The organism is Psychrobacillus sp. FSL W7-1493 (assembly GCF_038004905.1).
Classification (GTDB): Bacteria; Bacillota; Bacilli; order Bacillales_A; family Planococcaceae; genus Psychrobacillus.
Window position 1 is genome coordinate 1,990,377 of record NZ_JBBOSB010000001.1, and the last position, 15,094, is coordinate 2,005,470.

The window sequence follows — 15,094 nt, forward strand, 5'->3', positions numbered from 1 at the left end:
CCGATGATATATGTAGTACGACACGGAGAAACAGATTTAAACAAGGAAGGTCGCTTACAAGGTAGAAACGGCCTCCCGTTAAATGAAAAAGGAAAACAGCAAGCTGAATACGTAAGAAAACTTTTAAAAGAAGTTCCTTTTCACTTAGTTTTTTCTTCCCCTCAGGAAAGAGCAATACAAACTGCAGAAATTGTAACGGGTAGAACAGCTACCATAGATTCCAGGCTAGATGTTTTTGATTTGGGTGGGGCAGACAGAGTAAAAAAAGAAGAAGTGAAGCTGGCAGGTGCGATACCTGATCCAACTATTTATAAGGGTGTGGAAGATATCACTATATATGTTACACGAGTATTTGATTTCATGTTTCACCTAGAAAAGACATACAACAAGTTTCAAGGAAATATACTCATCTCTGGGCACCGTTGTACGACAGGTTGTATAGGTGCTTATTTTGAAGGTATACCGAAAGATAAAAATATCTTACGCTATTCCTCAAATAATGGAGAGTTCAAAGTCTATACCTTTAAGGAGGAGTTACATGTTCATCGTTAATGTGGAGGGTGCTATATATAAAGAAGGAAAGTGGCTTCTAGTGAAACGAAGTGAGCAGGAGGAGCATGGTGCGGGAGGCCTGGCTCTTGTTGGTGGTCAGGTAGATCAAGAAGGGAATTCAAGTGATATTTTCGAAAGAACGCTAATTCGAGAGATTGATGAAGAGGTAGGCATTGAAGTAACAAATCTTCAATATGTGAATAGCTCGACCTTTATATCAGATACAGGAAAACCTGTTGTAGATATTGTCTTCGTTTGTGACCACTTCTTTGGGGAACCATACGTGAAATGCAAAGAAGAATTAGATGAAGTAATATGGATGACCACGGAAGAAATCTTAAATGGGGAAGAGTTTCCAGATTACCTTAAACGGAATATTACTCAAGCAGAACAGTTAAGAACACTAACAGAACAAATTAAAGTAGGTTAAAATATAGAAGTTACCTCAACTTGTAATTTTAATCCAAAATGGTATAATTTAGAAAAAGTGAGCGATTTTATAATAAAGCAAATACATATATTGTTGTTCAAGGGAGAAAAGAACGGATGGGAAATTCTCAAAGCAGGTTGAAGAAGAAATCTTCTTCAAAAAAGAGAAAGATTAAAAATATAGTATTAATTAGTTTAATGGCATTGACTTCGGCTATAATTTTCTTCGCGATTAATTTATCCTGGGAAGCCAAGCATGCAAACAATAAAATGTTTGTGCCATTGGAAAAAGACCTTAAAGACACTTCGATTAAGAATGAGCTAGTAGCAAAGGCGGATGACTCACCTTTTACTATTCTTTTAACAGGCGTTGAGCGAGGAAAGACGGAAAAATATGGTCGTTCAGATATGCTAATTGTAGCAACTGTTAATCCGTCTACAAACAAAATTTCTATGGTTAGCATCCCTAGAGATACGTTAGTTCATATCGAAGGATTAGACAGGGAAGATAAGATTAACCATGCTTATGCAAACGGGGGAATTGATTGGGTATCAGAAGCAATAGAGACCATGCTAGGTATACCTATCGATTATTATGTCTCCACTGACTTTCAGGGCTTCCAAGATATAGTCGATACCATAGGAGGCGTTGAGGTAAATGTACCTTTTACATTTAAAATTCAACTCGCTAACTTTGAGTGGAAAACTTTTACGGAAGGTCCTATGTTTTTAGAAGGTGACGAGGCACTGGCGTATGTACGAATGCGAAAAAAAGATCCTGAGGGAGATAAGGGCCGTAATGAACGGCAACAGCAAGTTATCGAATCATTATTAAACAAGATGACCAATGTGGGCATGATTACTAAAATTGATGATTTAATAGAGGATGTAGGGGATAATGTCAAAACGAATATCCCGTCTTCAGATTATTTAAAACTAGCCAAAATGTATCAAAAATTTAAAAACAGTCCTATTGAGCATCTACAGTTAGATGGCAGTGGTAAAATGATCTACAGTAAAGAAGCAGGACTGGACCTTTGGTATTTTGTTCCAGAAGAAGACTCACTTAGTAAAGTCGGGGAGCAGCTAAAATCCAATCTAGTTAGTACTACATATAAAGCAGATGTAGAAGAAGTAAAGGATTTATCAATAGGTAAATAAAACGTGTCCGGGTACCATCTCCGGACACGTTTTTTATTTTGAGATAAATTGTTTGCTTCCTAAGTGAACATTTGATATTATAACTGACGAACGTTCGTTAAAAGGAGCGATAGGTGTGAAACATATAGAATTAAAAGAAGCTGCTCTCAAGTATTTTACGATTCATGGATATGAAGGAGCCTCATTATCTCAAATTGCTAAAGAAGTGGGTATGAAAAAACAGTCCATATATGCACACTTTAAAGGAAAAGATGACCTTTTTCTTCAAGTCTTAAGAGATGCCAAGCAAATCGAGCTGAACACAAAGCTTCATTATTTTCGTCCTCTTGATGCTGAAGATCCTTTAAAGGATTTATATGGCTTCTTAAAAATGGTTATTAATCTTTTTCAAAAAGACGAGCATTTAAAATTTTGGCTAAGGATGTCATTTTTTCCTCCAGCGCACTTAGCTAAAGATATCGAAGAAGATGTACTTGATATAGAGAAACAAGTACAAGCTGTATTAGAAGAAAAATTTCAACAATGGATAGATGCAAAGCTAGTTGACGGTGAGTCAGCATTGATTTTGACATATGCTTTTTTAAGCATGATAGATTCGATGATGCTTGAACTTGTCTATAACAACGATGAGAAGCGTTTATCAGAGAGACTAGATGCCTCCTGGAAGGTATTTTGTCGTGGTATATCTAATCATTAAAGTTAAAGAAAGAAGTGCGTAGGATGAACAAACCATTAAAAGAACAAAAATCCGTAGTTATTATACTTCTTAGCAATATATTTATTGCTTTTTTAGGAGTAGGCTTAGTGATTCCTGTTATGCCATCATTTATGAATATCATGAATCTTACAGGAAGTACAATGGGGTATCTAGTTGCGGTATTTGCAGTTGCCCAATTGATAACCTCCCCCTTTGCAGGTCGATGGGTTGATCAAATCGGCCGTAAGAAAATGATTACTCTAGGACTATTATTATTTGCTATTTCCGAGCTTATTTTTGGAGCTGGAACAAATGTCTGGGTGCTTTACTTATCAAGAGCATTGGGTGGGGTTAGTGCAGCCTTTATCATGCCTGGTGTAACTGCTTATATAGCAGATATAACTACGATAAAGGAACGTCCAAAGGCGATGGGCTATATTTCAGCAGCTATTAGTACTGGTTTTATCATTGGACCAGGAATCGGAGGGTTTTTAGCTGAATTTGGCATAAGAGTACCTTTTTACTTTGCAGCAGGTATAGCATTTATTGCTTGTATCACCTCTTTATTTATCCTAAAGGAACCACTCTCTAAAGAAGAGCTTGCAGAAATATCCGCTAATAGTAAGCAAACCAATTTTATAGGCGATTTGAAGAAATCATTTAAACCAATGTACTTCATAGCCTTCATTATTATATTTGTGTTAGCATTCGGATTGTCTGCCTACGAAACTGTGTTCAGTTTATTTTCTGATCATAAATTTGGCTTCACTCCAAAGGACATTGCTCTCATTATAACTATCAGCTCGATATTCGGTGTAGTCGTGCAAATATTTATGTTTGGCAAGCTTGTCGATTGGCTAGGAGAAAAAAAGTTAATACAAATCTGTTTAATAGTTGGGGTCTTATTAGCGTTTGTTTCTACAATGGTTACAAGCTTCCTCATGGTACTATTAGTCACAAGTTTTATTTTTCTAGCATTTGATTTACTGCGTCCTGCTTTAACGACATTTTTATCAAGAGCGGGAGGAAAAGAGCAAGGATTTGTTGCGGGGATGAATTCCACCTATACGAGTCTAGGTAATATTGTCGGACCAGCTCTCGGAGGTATTCTTTTCGATGTGAATATTCATTATCCTTACCTGTTTGCTGGACTTGTTATGTTGGTGGGGCTTGTGATCACTGTTTATTGGAAGGATAAGCAATGGGAAACTAGTTTATAAATAAATTAAAACTATTAAGAAGTATTGCAACGGAAACGTTTAGCAATACTTCTTTTTTGCAGGGATGTATTTCATAGAACGGGAAGAGACCGGAACCTGTGCTAATATCAATTGACTAGGTTACAGGTAAAGGTTGATTTTAAATACACATAAAAAATGAACTAGGATATTTTTTCTAGGCTCATTTTACTTTAATATTATTTTGATTAACGAACCCTCTAGCTTGATAAGACCTTTTTATATTTTACCTTCTTTTATCCATGTCCGATTTTGGTAACTTCCGAACACTGATGCTAAGAAAAGTAAAAGCATAATTATAACGTAAATCGAAAGTCTATTGATTTCTAGTAAGCCTTCGCCGTTTGCCACTGTCCAAATGGATAATCCAAATAGCATTAAGTAACAAAATACATTAGGTATAATCCATGCGATTCTTAACTTTGTATTTTTCAAAGAAATTCCCCCTCGGATTATATACGAAAGTCAACATGAATAGATTCCAAATAAATATTTCCTTCTCGAAGTAAAGCACACCGTTATTTCAACAAGAAACGTAGCTCCTTTTAATTATTTTTAGTGAAATTAACCCATTGGTTAGTAGGTCCTGTGTTATCTATTATGAATAAACTACCGTCTTTCTTATAAAGAAAAATTTCATTCCCAGATTCAGCACCATCTCCTAATGCTGTTAATGTGTTTGTTGGGACAATTTGACTCATATCCACTTCATCTTTAGGAATAATCCTTTTAAAAACATACTTCTCACCACCATAATTTATCCATTGCAGTGGAGTAGGTTCGCTAATTTCAGGCTCTTCAGTAGTTTCTTTCTCCGATGAATTGTTACTAATAGCTGATGAATCGTTAGTGCAACCCGATAAGATAGCAATAGCTATTAATGAAAAGAAAAAGTATTTTATTCTAATACGCTTTTCCTCCTTTTCCCAATAAGTCGTTAATTTTCAGTTAAAGTTTCGTTTATTGTTATTAAACTAACCAGCGTCGCCGCATAATCAACATATATGGTTAAGCGTTCAATCGAAAATTAGTCCACTTGTCATAACATAGCCTATTAATTCTACTTTACATTTCAAAGAAATATTATTCTCTCTGTTATTGTTCATGTTTTTACAAAATATTAGGAGTAGTTATTTCAATTTAAAGGAGTTAACTATTCTGATATGGAATACTAATATAGGATCTTCCATAAGGGTGTCTACCTTGAATTAATTTTGCATCGTAGTCATTTTGATATTTCTTTTTATGGCTATTCTTATAGCTTTGGTAGAAGGCTGAAATGTATGATTTACAAAAGTAGGATATTAGCAGTATCGAAAATAGGGGGCATTGTATGTGGACGCAAGGTTTTATTGAGACGACTAGAGGTACATTTGAATTATTTGAGAAAGGATCTGGACCACCTATGGCTATTACTCACCTTTATAGTGCATTCGATCGTAGAGGAAATCATTTTGCTAATCCATTTACTGAGCATTACCATGTGTATTTGATAAATCTTAGAGGTGCTGGAAATTCAGTTCCGGCTAAAGAAATATCAGAATACAGCATGGACGAATCGGTATTAGATTTAGAGGCAATACGGATAGCCTTGAATATAGATACATGGGCATTTGGTGGACATTCCACAGGGGGCATGCTTGCTTTAAAATATGCTACATTAGCTCAGAAGTCATTAGACAAAATAGTAGCAGGTGGAGCTTCTGCTAGTGTTGCTTATAGTCAGGATGAAGAAAGTATTTATAATCAACAAAACGCTAATTTTAAAAGAATAATAGAAATAATGGATTTACTAAACGATGTACAAACTCCAATCGAAATTCGCCAAAACATAAGCTATGAATGGACTTTGATGTCTTATCATAAAGAGGAGAACTTAAAGGAAGCCTTAAAGACACCTAACAGTGGAAAGACAGTGGGACCAAGGCTTGATTATTTTAGAAAAGTAGAATGTGCTACATATGATATTCGAGAAGAATTGAAAAGTGTCTCTATACCTGCGTACATTTATGCTGGTAGATTTGATACACAATGTCCATACAAGTATGGAGAAGAGATAGCTCAATTATTGCCTAATTCAACGTTTGTTTCTTTTAACGAAAGTAATCACTTTCCATATTCTGAGGAAGCAGAAAAATTTCATAAATTCGTGATCCAAACACTTGATTAGATAGCTCTCCACTTGAAATATCATAAGACATTTTTATTAGCAAATAAATTTAGGAGTATGGTCTAGATGAATATAATAAGACTAAAAGAAGAGTGGCTAATGGAAGAAGCGAAAAGCTTTAAAGGATGGGATTTTTCTCATTTAAAAAACCGTTGGGAAGAGCAAGCGACACCATGGGATTATCGAAAAATTATAGATCAATACTTATCTAATGAGCATTCTCTTCTAGATATGGGAACAGGTGGAGGTGAGTTCCTGCTCACCTTAGGTCATCCCTATGAAAATACATCCATTACAGAAGGGTGGGAACCCAATATAAATTTATGCAAGGAGACTTTGGAGCCATTAGGGATACGTGTTAAGCAGGTGTTTGATGACAATCTATTACCTTTTGAGGACCAAACCTTTGATGTTATTATTAATCGCCATGAATCCTATAATTTGAAGGAAGTTCGAAGAGTTCTTAAAAAAGAAGGCATCTTTATAACCCAGCAGGTAGGGGGAAGGGATAATGAGTGGCTTTCTAACAATTTAATCCCTAACTTCAAGTCTCTATATCCTAATTTTTTTCTCGAGAACGAAGCCCAAAAGTTTATAGCTGAAGGATTTTCTCTTCTATATAAAAACGAATCATATCCTTCGTTGAAATTTAGGGATGTCGGAGCAATTGTGTACTATGCAAAAATTATAGATTGGGAATTTCCAGGATTTACAGTCGACTCCTGTCTGGAGCGATTAATAGAATTAGAGAAAATGAAGGAAAGTCAAGGATATATAGAAAGTCTACAACATCGCTTTATATTAGTGGTGAAAAACGAATGAATTCGAAAATTGTGCATGGAATGTCATGATAGTTTATATGCTAAAAACCTAACTTTAACATTGCTTGAAACAAAAAAGCCATCAGCCACGGAAAGCGTCCGAGATATGAGCGTAAATCAATTCTACTTTACATATAAAAAAATAATCCTACTTCAACAATTAATTGTAGGTAAATTAGCATATTTTGGACTAGCCTTTTTTACTGAAATGTCGTTTCTGCCATACATAGTAAAGGAAATAACCCCCTACACATCGAATTAGTAAAATACTAATCCCGTGTGTAGGGGGTTAATCGTTTTATAAGAACATAAGGGGGGGAGGAAAAGAACATTGTTAAGGAATTAGCCTGTAAAAAATAATTTAAAAGGGGAGATATAAAAATGACTAATTATACACCCAAGAAAAAATATTATATTCCAACTAACATTGAAGACAAACTTTCAAAGGATTTCGTTCAAGGAATAACACGTAATTTTGAAATGTTAGATGAAATGGATGGTGGTACAGCTAAAACGATTAAGGCCGACACAACCGGACGGACAATGATTCAAGAATTAATCCAGCTTGCTTTTGATCACGCTAGAGATGGAGACACGTTAATTCTCCCACCAGGGCGTTATTGGCTAGAAAAAAACAACAAACTAAAGGATTTTCCCAATAATGACCAGCCATGCCTGCTCCTTAGAGGGAAAAAAAGAGTGCATTTAGTTGGCTACGGTGCAGTGTTGTTTACAAGGACACATGCCCAAGGAATTTTAGAGCTTCAGCAATGTGAGGACTGTGTAATCGAGGGGATCACATTTGAAGGGTATGGGGAATTCCCAGGCATAGATCCAGTAACAGGATATGGGGAAAAAGGAACGAAAGCTGGAGGGTATCCCACGTCTGGTTTTTGGAACTATCGTAAAAATAATAGCTTTGATACAAGCGAGCGCGCAAGAAATGATGGAAAACCTTTTGGAATATTTGGTGGTGGGTTCATCGGGAATGTCGGCAGCGGAGTATTAGTGCATCGTGGCTGCAAAAACGTTCTTTTTAAGTCGTGTGAGAGCAGTGGATTTAACTTTTCAGGTTTTGCAGTTGGTCATCTGGGAGACTATTTACCAACTGATTTACAATACGAGGATAATAAAGACATTACTTTCCTAGAATGTAATGCCCATGACAATTACTCAAGTAATTTTGTTTTTTCTGCTGTGGAGAGACCACGAGTGATCAATTGTATAAGCGATCGAGCAGGGCATCCGAATGCCTCTAAGCTGCATACGTATGTCGACCCGGGTTATGGAATAAATGCTCTTGGGACTATGTTTCCTAAGGCAAACGACCTTTTAGTGACCGGATGCACCTTAAGGGGAAATAAACGTAAAGCGATCGATGGACATGCTGCAGGTGGCTTAATCGCAACTGATAATTTAATCTCGGACTCCATGGTCGGTGGTGTGTTCTATAAATGGACAAATGTCGATCAGTTTACGAAAGACTGCATTGTTGCAAATAATAAAATTGAAGATTGCGGATATGCTAAAAATCCACTTGGAGCGATATATGTTGGAGGTGTACAAAGAGAATCAAGAGAAAACCAAGAAATGAATACGATAATCTCAAATAATCATATAAAGAATTGTTTTGGTACAGAAGGTGTGATTTTTGCTGGGGCATTTGATCGACTGATTATCGAGGGAAATATCGTTCATGGAACACCACAAGAATTAGACGTAGCTAACACCACTTTTGAGCCATATGTAATGTATGTTGGATATTCGATTGCTACACAGCCAAACTTTGCTGGTAATATTTCTAATAACGTGATCGATGTAAATCATCCACAAATAGCTGGGGGGATTTTAGTTCGAAATTTGGAGGAAGGCTCTGTTCTAGGTAACACGATTAAAACACAGAATCCATTGACTCTTTACGGTTTAAGATTATGGAACTGTAAGGACGTAGGAGCAGTTGGAAATACGGTCAAAATGGGCCCAGAAGGAATACCTTTGGATGCAGAAACAACAGGGGTGGTAGCACACAACACATTGTTTGGAGGAAATGCTGCATTTCAGCCTCTTCAGGGTCATTCAATTGTCTTTAATATCAATGCAAATAACGGGAATGGTGCCGTGCAATTTAAAAGCGGACAATCTTATATTTCAATCATAGAAAGCAATGAAAAGGGACTAGAGGTTAAGCTTCGAAATACCTCTCCTGGGATTCAGCCAATGGTGAAGGTTTCCCAAACAGGAGAAAAGGGGCTAACTGCTTCCGAGCAATTCATCAATTATATTTACAGCCATCAAATATCTCAAAAAAGTATCATTATTGGCATAAAGCCCGACAAAGAGTCGAATCATATACCTTTTGCAAGTTTGACACATGGTGGTCTTGAAATTGAAATTATTATTTAGGCGCAAAAATAGTTTGACAATTTAAAGTATTCCTATTAACATAGACAATAACTTTTATGTTCGGGTAAAGGCAGAAGGCATTGAGAGCAATGTCGCCAATAGAACAGACGAGTCGAGATGAGTATAGCTGAGAAATTGTTTAAATAAGAGAAGTAGCATCAGTGATGCAATCAAGAGAGTCAGTGGTAGGTGTGAACTGATTTGCAACTGATGTGAATGGACTTATCAGAGCTACCTTGATAACATTTTTGTTTTAGAGGTAGACGTATTTCCTACGTTATAAGGAACAAAGGGGGAGTATATATACTCCAACTAGAGGTGGCAACGCGGTTAACATCGTCCTCTTCATGGGAATTTTTATATTCCTATGGAGAGGATTTTTTTATTTAGCTGAGATGAGACGAGGAGAGATTAGATGAGAGAGTATATTGAAAAGGTTAATAAGAAAGAGCATTTATCATTCGAGGAAATGAAGGAAGCTTCCAGAATTATTTTTGAGGAAAGCACAGATTTAAACTTGATACAGGAATTTTTGATTGCTTTATCTAAAAAAGGAGAAACGGCAAACGAAGTAGCAGCTCTTGCTACGGTAATTAAATCTTTAGCAGTCAAGCTAGATATACCTTCCGGAAATTATATGGATAATTGCGGAACTGGAGGTGACGGATCTAATAGCTTTAATATTAGTACGGCTTCAGCGTTTGTTATGGCAGGTGCGGGTGTAAAGGTAGCTAAGCACGGGAATCGAAAAATCTCCAGTGCATCTGGAAGTACAGATGTATTAGAGGCACTGGGAATAGAATCTATGATTGATATACAAGATTCTTTAAATATATTAAAAAATGAAGGCATTACATTTTTATATGCACCAAACGTACATCCGAAACTAAGAAGAATCGGACTAGTAAGGCAGCAAATAGGTAAACCAACTATCTTTAATCTGGTTGGTCCACTTACAAACCCAGTTCCACTCATCAGTCAATACACCGGCATTAACCGGCCAGACTTTACGATGGAATATGGGAAGGTACTACATATGCTTGGAAGAGAACGAGCAATTGTAGTTTGCGGGACAGGAGGTATGGATGAGGCTTCCCTAGCAGGGAGTAATTCTTTCGTGTTAGTAGAAAAGGGGGACTTGATCCCTTTCACCCTTTCTCCTGAGGATGTCGGCCTAACCACATATCCAGCCTCAGCTGTACAAGGAGGAACTGCTCAGGAAAATGCCATTATAATGCGGAACTTGCTTAACGGTAAGCAAGATGCTTATTTTGATAGCGTTATATTTAACGCAGGTATCGGTCTTTTTGCCAATGGAGTTGTTAATAATATACCTGAGGGTGTAAAACTAGCTAAAGACAGCATTCTCTCTGGCAAAGCTTTTGATAAATTGGAGGCGGTTATCGCCTATAGCTCCTCTGCAGCGCAGGAGGTAATACTATGACTACGATTCTCGAAAAAATTCTTAAAGAAAAAGAGAGCTTTGTTAATCAGTTGATGCAAAAAAAGCTACCGATATCTAAAAAAGATATTAAAAGATCTTCTCTTTTTGAGCTTTTATATAAGAACAAGCAGCTCCAAGTCATTGCAGAGATTAAACGAGCATCCCCTTCCAAGGGTTTAATTCAAGGCATGGTTGACCCTGCTCACCAAGCTTTTCTCTACCAAAATTCTGGGGCTGCCTGCATATCCGTTTTAACCGATACTCCTTTCTTTCAAGGTAGTTTTGAAGATTTAATGACTGTAGCAGATACAGTAGACATACCGATTTTGTGCAAGGACTTTATCATACACGAAATACAAATTGATTTTGCTAAAAGTGCTGGTGCATCTGTCATTCTTCTCATTGTCGCAGCACTTTCAAAGGAAAAGTTAAAAGATTTATATGCATATGCAGTGTCAAATGGTCTAGAGGTGCTAGTGGAAGTTCATAACGCCCAAGAGCTTGATGTAGCACTTCAATTAGATGCAAAACTTATTGGAGTGAATAACAGAGACTTACATTCATTTGAAGTTCATTTAACTAATACCGCTGAATTGGCAAAGCGTTTTCCATTTCAAGAGAGACGGGTGTTAATTAGTGAAAGCGGTATATGGACTACAGAGGATGCCAAAAGAGTTGCGGGCTATGGTGCTAGTGCAGTACTAGTAGGGGAAGCCTTAATGAGAAGCGGTGAGGTGCAGCAGTCTATCCGTAGCTTACAAGTTGAACGGGAAGTGGTTGTCCTATGACTAAGGTGAAGATATGTGGGTTGATGGAGAAAAGTCACGTCCTTGCAGCAGTAGAAGCCGGCGCCGATGCCATAGGCTTTGTCTTTGCACCTAGCAAAAGGAGAATTACAGTAGCCCAGGCGCATGACCTAGCGAAAATAGTTCCAGCAGATGTTTTAAAAATAGGAGTCTTTGTCAATCCGGATCAGGAAGAACTGGAGCGAGCTATTTTAGAGGTTCCTTTAGATGTTATACAGCTACATGGCGAAGAGGAGCCAGACTTTTTTAACGATATTAAAACTGCATGTATTAAAGCGATATCAATCCGAGATAAAAGTGACATGGAGACAGCGAAAAGGTTTGATACAGATTACTTGTTATTTGATGCCCCTGGTACAGATTTTAAAGGAGGCAGCGGAATGACGTTTGATTGGCAATTATTAAGGGGTCATAGCATCTCTACCAACCGGATTATTCTTGCTGGTGGGTTAAATAAATCGAATGTTAGAGAAGCAATTGATCGAGTAAAGCCCTATATGGTAGATGTTTCGAGTGGAGTAGAGATAAGTAATAGAAAAGATGAGCAATTGATACGTGAATTCATACGAACGGTCAAAGATGAGGAGAGATGAGCATGGTACAAACAAAAGCTGGAAGGTATGGTCGCTTCGGTGGCCAATATGTGCCGGAAACATTAATGACGGCACTAATAGAATTAGAAAAGGCATACGATTTGGCAATTCAGGATTCAACCTTTATAGAGGAGGTAAATTATTACCTGAAAGATTATGTAGGAAGAGAGACACCTCTCTACTTTGCAGAACGTCTCACAAAGGAAGTAGGCGGAGCAAGGATTTTATTGAAGCGCGAGGATTTAAACCATACAGGTGCCCACAAGATAAACAATACGATCGGGCAAGCGCTCCTGGCCGTTCGGATGGGCAAGAAGAAAATTGTAGCAGAAACTGGAGCAGGTCAGCATGGAGTTGCGACCGCTACCGTTTGTGCATTATTTAATCTAGAGTGTATCGTCTTTATGGGTAAAGAAGATGTTCGTAGACAGCAGCTAAATGTTTTTCGCATGGAGCTGCTAGGTGCAAAGGTAGTATCAGTCGATCAAGGATCTGGAACCTTAAAAGATGCTGTGAATGAAGCTCTCAGATACTGGGTCGCACATGTGGAAGACACTCACTATATATTAGGTTCTGCTCTTGGACCACATCCATTTCCTAGAATAGTACGTGACTTTCAACGAGTAATTGGTGTAGAAACTAGAAAACAAATATTAGAAAAGGAAGGCAAACTACCTGAAGCCATCGTCGCCTGTGTCGGGGGAGGAAGTAATGCGATTGGAATGTTTCATCCTTTTATAGACGATATAGATGTAAATTTATACGGAGTGGAGGCAGCAGGAGAGGGAATTGAAACTGGAAAACACGCTGCTGCAATAGCTGGGGCTAAGGAAGGTGTATTGCATGGAGCCTATATGTACATTCTGCAGGATGATAATGGATTTATACAGGAGGCTCATTCAATATCCGCAGGTTTAGATTATCCTGCGGTCGGTCCAGAGCATAGTTATTTACATGACATTGGCAGGGTCAACTATCTTTCCGTGACAGATTTAGAGGCATTAGATGGATTAAAATTACTTGCGAAGACAGAAGGAATCATTCCAGCTCTAGAGAGTGCACATGCCATCTACTATGCAGCTAAGCTTGCAAAGGAAATGAGTCCTGAACAAACAATCGTCATTTGTCTTTCTGGTCGCGGTGACAAAGACGTTCATACTGTCAGAGATGCATTGGGAGGGATGAATCATGACTAAAAAGAATCTGGAACAGGCAATAGTTAATTGCTTACGTAATGGACATAAAGCTTTCATCCCTTATATTATGGCAGGAGATGGCGGTCTTGATCAGCTGAAGGATAGAATTCTATTTCTCCAAGCGGCGGGTGCCACTGCTATTGAATTAGGCATACCATTTTCAGATCCGGTGGCGGATGGACCTACCATTCAGCAAGCAGGAGAAAGAGCTCTCCAAAACGGAGCCACTTTGTCGAACATTCTAGCTAAGCTAGAAGAGTTTTATGAAGAGGTTGATGTTCCATTGGTGCTGATGACGTATTTCAATCCCTTATTAAGTTACGGACTAAGGAATTTTGCAGAGGATTGTGAGCGTCTAGGCATTGCAGGGATAATAGTACCTGATTTACCTTATGAGGAAAGTGAGGTCTTAAGAGAGGCCTTAAAAGAAACAGATTTAGCAATAGTACCGCTAATTTCGCTGACCAGCCCTAAAGAGCGAATAGCCAAAATAGTGCGTGCGGGAGAAGGATTTATATATGCGATCACCGTTAATGGTATAACAGGTGCACGGGAAGGAATGAATAAGGACTTAGATGAGTACCTACATACCATTAAAGAGCTGAGTAATCTACCTGTGATGGTTGGGTTTGGGATATCTACTCCAGAGCAAGTAGAAAAAATGAATGGCATGGCTGATGGGGTAATCGTGGGAAGTGCAATTGTAGAGGCATTTAGAGAACAAGATTTAGAGCTAATTAGTAGCTTAATAAATGCTTCCAAAAATAAAGTAATCTCTTAAAAAACAAAGTTAATGATATTACGCAATGCGATCTGTATTATATTGGATTGCTAGTCTAAGCTTAATCCAAAATATATGTAAGAACTGGATCATAACTAGATAACTAATCCAAAAATTAAAAGAGGTTGGGACATAACTGGTAAATAAATTAAAAGAAGTGAAATAACAACGTGATTTCACTTCTTTATTTTTTTTAAGGTAACTTATTTTTTTAGGCTATATAAAAAGATAGGGTTGATTTATGAAGCAAATAAATCTTTAAATTAGAAAGTAGAATTGATTTCCGCACCAGCCGGAAGCTTTCCGCGGGGTGAGCGATAAGCCATCACCCATCGCTTACGCGCGTGGTTGTGATGACTTATCTGTCTCACTCATCCCGCCGGAGTCGCCGTCTGGCACTCCAATCAATAATGGAAACGGCTTTTATACAGCGATAAAGATCTATAAAATTACTCGCATAAACAAAGCTTGGAAATAGACTCACACCACATTTCATAATCTATTTATGCTTTTAATAGTTCTTTGAATTGTCACTTTTGTAATGTTTACAGTCACTATAAAAAAGAAATTTTTAATCAAAATCAACTAATAGCTTTAACAATGTTTTTTTAATAAAAAGTTCTCTTTTATGTTTGTTTGGAGAGGAGGCGGCGACTCCTGGGGGAACAGCGCGAGCTGAAAGCCCCGCAGGAGCAAAGCGACGAGGAGATTGAAGCCGTGCCCCCGGAAAGCGTCCGCTGGAACGGAAAACAACAATGCTTTATTTTAAGGGAACTTTTGTCCCAGCCTCTTTTAAAAAAGCA

The 15,094-nt window shown here is 37.7% G+C and carries 15 protein-coding genes and 1 other annotated feature; of the genes, 13 read left to right on the plus strand and 2 right to left on the minus strand.

Annotated elements, in window-relative coordinates; genetic code table 11:
* The first annotated feature begins 3 nt into the window (after positions 1-3).
* The 5 genes from MKX96_RS10100 to MKX96_RS10120 all read left to right on the plus strand — a co-directional run bounded on the left by MKX96_RS10100 (position 4) and on the right by MKX96_RS10120 (position 4,059).
* The gene (locus MKX96_RS10100) at positions 4-552 is read left to right on the plus strand and encodes a histidine phosphatase family protein (protein ID WP_169358296.1); all 549 of its coding nucleotides are present in this window, start codon (positions 4-6) and stop codon (positions 550-552) included.
* Complete coding sequence (locus MKX96_RS10105) at positions 539-982, plus strand: NUDIX domain-containing protein (protein ID WP_169358297.1); 444 nt, start codon at positions 539-541, stop codon at positions 980-982. The genes MKX96_RS10100 and MKX96_RS10105 overlap by 14 nt, the downstream gene beginning before the upstream one ends.
* A gap of 116 nt (positions 983-1,098) precedes the next feature.
* Positions 1,099-2,142, plus strand: coding sequence for an LCP family protein (locus MKX96_RS10110; protein WP_240949564.1), 1,044 nt, complete (start codon positions 1,099-1,101; stop codon positions 2,140-2,142).
* 115 nt (positions 2,143-2,257) lie between these two features.
* Entirely contained in the window at positions 2,258-2,839 is a 582-nt protein-coding gene (locus MKX96_RS10115) for a TetR family transcriptional regulator (RefSeq protein WP_169358298.1), read from the plus strand.
* Positions 2,840-2,862: 23 nt separating this feature from the next.
* Complete coding sequence (locus MKX96_RS10120) at positions 2,863-4,059, plus strand: MFS transporter (protein ID WP_340883454.1); 1,197 nt, start codon at positions 2,863-2,865, stop codon at positions 4,057-4,059.
* Between the two features lie 237 nt (positions 4,060-4,296).
* Here MKX96_RS10120 and MKX96_RS10125 read toward each other — a convergent pair whose 3' ends face one another.
* Complete coding sequence (locus MKX96_RS10125) at positions 4,297-4,512, minus strand: hypothetical protein (protein WP_169358300.1); 216 nt, start codon at positions 4,510-4,512, stop codon at positions 4,297-4,299.
* Positions 4,513-4,622: 110 nt separating this feature from the next.
* Positions 4,623-4,778: a hypothetical protein gene (locus tag MKX96_RS10130; RefSeq protein WP_340883455.1), complete on the minus strand. Its 156-nt coding sequence runs from the start codon at positions 4,776-4,778 to the stop codon at positions 4,623-4,625.
* Between the two features lie 632 nt (positions 4,779-5,410).
* On the opposite strand from MKX96_RS10130, the gene MKX96_RS10135 reads away from it, so the two are divergent.
* The 8 genes from MKX96_RS10135 (at position 5,411) to trpA (ending at position 14,291) form a co-directional block, all read left to right on the plus strand.
* Positions 5,411-6,247 carry an alpha/beta fold hydrolase gene (locus tag MKX96_RS10135; protein ID WP_340883456.1) on the plus strand — a complete coding sequence of 279 codons (837 nt, stop codon included), beginning with the start codon at positions 5,411-5,413 and terminating at the stop codon, positions 6,245-6,247.
* A 66-nt stretch (positions 6,248-6,313) separates the two neighbouring features.
* On the plus strand, positions 6,314-7,069 hold the full coding sequence (locus tag MKX96_RS10140) for a class I SAM-dependent methyltransferase (protein ID WP_340883457.1): 756 nt from the start codon (positions 6,314-6,316) through the stop codon (positions 7,067-7,069).
* Positions 7,070-7,449: 380 nt separating this feature from the next.
* Positions 7,450-9,471, plus strand: a complete 2,022-nt coding sequence (locus MKX96_RS10145) for a right-handed parallel beta-helix repeat-containing protein (protein WP_340883458.1) — start codon at positions 7,450-7,452, stop codon at positions 9,469-9,471.
* A gap of 130 nt (positions 9,472-9,601) precedes the next feature.
* Positions 9,602-9,818, plus strand: a binding site (T-box leader).
* Between the two features lie 68 nt (positions 9,819-9,886).
* Positions 9,887-10,915, plus strand: a complete 1,029-nt coding sequence (gene trpD, locus MKX96_RS10150; protein ID WP_340883459.1) for an anthranilate phosphoribosyltransferase — start codon at positions 9,887-9,889, stop codon at positions 10,913-10,915.
* Positions 10,912-11,703 (plus strand): indole-3-glycerol phosphate synthase TrpC, encoded by a 792-nt coding sequence (gene trpC / locus MKX96_RS10155; RefSeq protein ID WP_340883460.1) that lies wholly within the window; start codon positions 10,912-10,914, stop codon positions 11,701-11,703. Before trpD ends, trpC begins: the two co-directional genes overlap by 4 nt.
* Positions 11,700-12,314, plus strand: coding sequence for a phosphoribosylanthranilate isomerase (locus MKX96_RS10160; protein ID WP_340883461.1), 615 nt, complete (start codon positions 11,700-11,702; stop codon positions 12,312-12,314). The genes trpC and MKX96_RS10160 overlap by 4 nt, the downstream gene beginning before the upstream one ends.
* Positions 12,315-12,316: 2 nt before the next feature.
* Positions 12,317-13,510, plus strand: a complete 1,194-nt coding sequence (trpB, locus tag MKX96_RS10165) for a tryptophan synthase subunit beta (RefSeq protein ID WP_445678185.1) — start codon at positions 12,317-12,319, stop codon at positions 13,508-13,510.
* Positions 13,503-14,291: a tryptophan synthase subunit alpha gene (trpA, locus tag MKX96_RS10170; RefSeq protein ID WP_340883464.1), complete on the plus strand. Its 789-nt coding sequence runs from the start codon at positions 13,503-13,505 to the stop codon at positions 14,289-14,291. Before trpB ends, trpA begins: the two co-directional genes overlap by 8 nt.
* Positions 14,292-15,094: the final 803 nt, after the last annotated feature.

Coding starts and splice junctions, on each gene's coding strand:
- MKX96_RS10110 (WP_240949564.1), top strand. CDS start 1,099: ATGGGAAATTCTCAAAGCAGGTTGAAGAAGAAATCTTCTTCAAAAAAG.
- trpB (WP_445678185.1), top strand. CDS start 12,317: ATGGTACAAACAAAAGCTGGAAGGTATGGTCGCTTCGGTGGCCAATAT.
- MKX96_RS10105 (WP_169358297.1), top strand. CDS start 539: ATGTTCATCGTTAATGTGGAGGGTGCTATATATAAAGAAGGAAAGTGG.
- MKX96_RS10120 (WP_340883454.1), top strand. CDS start 2,863: ATGAACAAACCATTAAAAGAACAAAAATCCGTAGTTATTATACTTCTT.
- MKX96_RS10135 (WP_340883456.1), top strand. CDS start 5,411: ATGTGGACGCAAGGTTTTATTGAGACGACTAGAGGTACATTTGAATTA.
- trpC (WP_340883460.1), top strand. CDS start 10,912: ATGACTACGATTCTCGAAAAAATTCTTAAAGAAAAAGAGAGCTTTGTT.
- trpA (WP_340883464.1), top strand. CDS start 13,503: ATGACTAAAAAGAATCTGGAACAGGCAATAGTTAATTGCTTACGTAAT.
- trpD (WP_340883459.1), top strand. CDS start 9,887: ATGAGAGAGTATATTGAAAAGGTTAATAAGAAAGAGCATTTATCATTC.
- MKX96_RS10100 (WP_169358296.1), top strand. CDS start 4: ATGATATATGTAGTACGACACGGAGAAACAGATTTAAACAAGGAAGGT.
- MKX96_RS10140 (WP_340883457.1), top strand. CDS start 6,314: ATGAATATAATAAGACTAAAAGAAGAGTGGCTAATGGAAGAAGCGAAA.
- MKX96_RS10160 (WP_340883461.1), top strand. CDS start 11,700: ATGACTAAGGTGAAGATATGTGGGTTGATGGAGAAAAGTCACGTCCTT.
- MKX96_RS10130 (WP_340883455.1), bottom strand. CDS start 4,778: ATGAGTCAAATTGTCCCAACAAACACATTAACAGCATTAGGAGATGGT.
- MKX96_RS10145 (WP_340883458.1), top strand. CDS start 7,450: ATGACTAATTATACACCCAAGAAAAAATATTATATTCCAACTAACATT.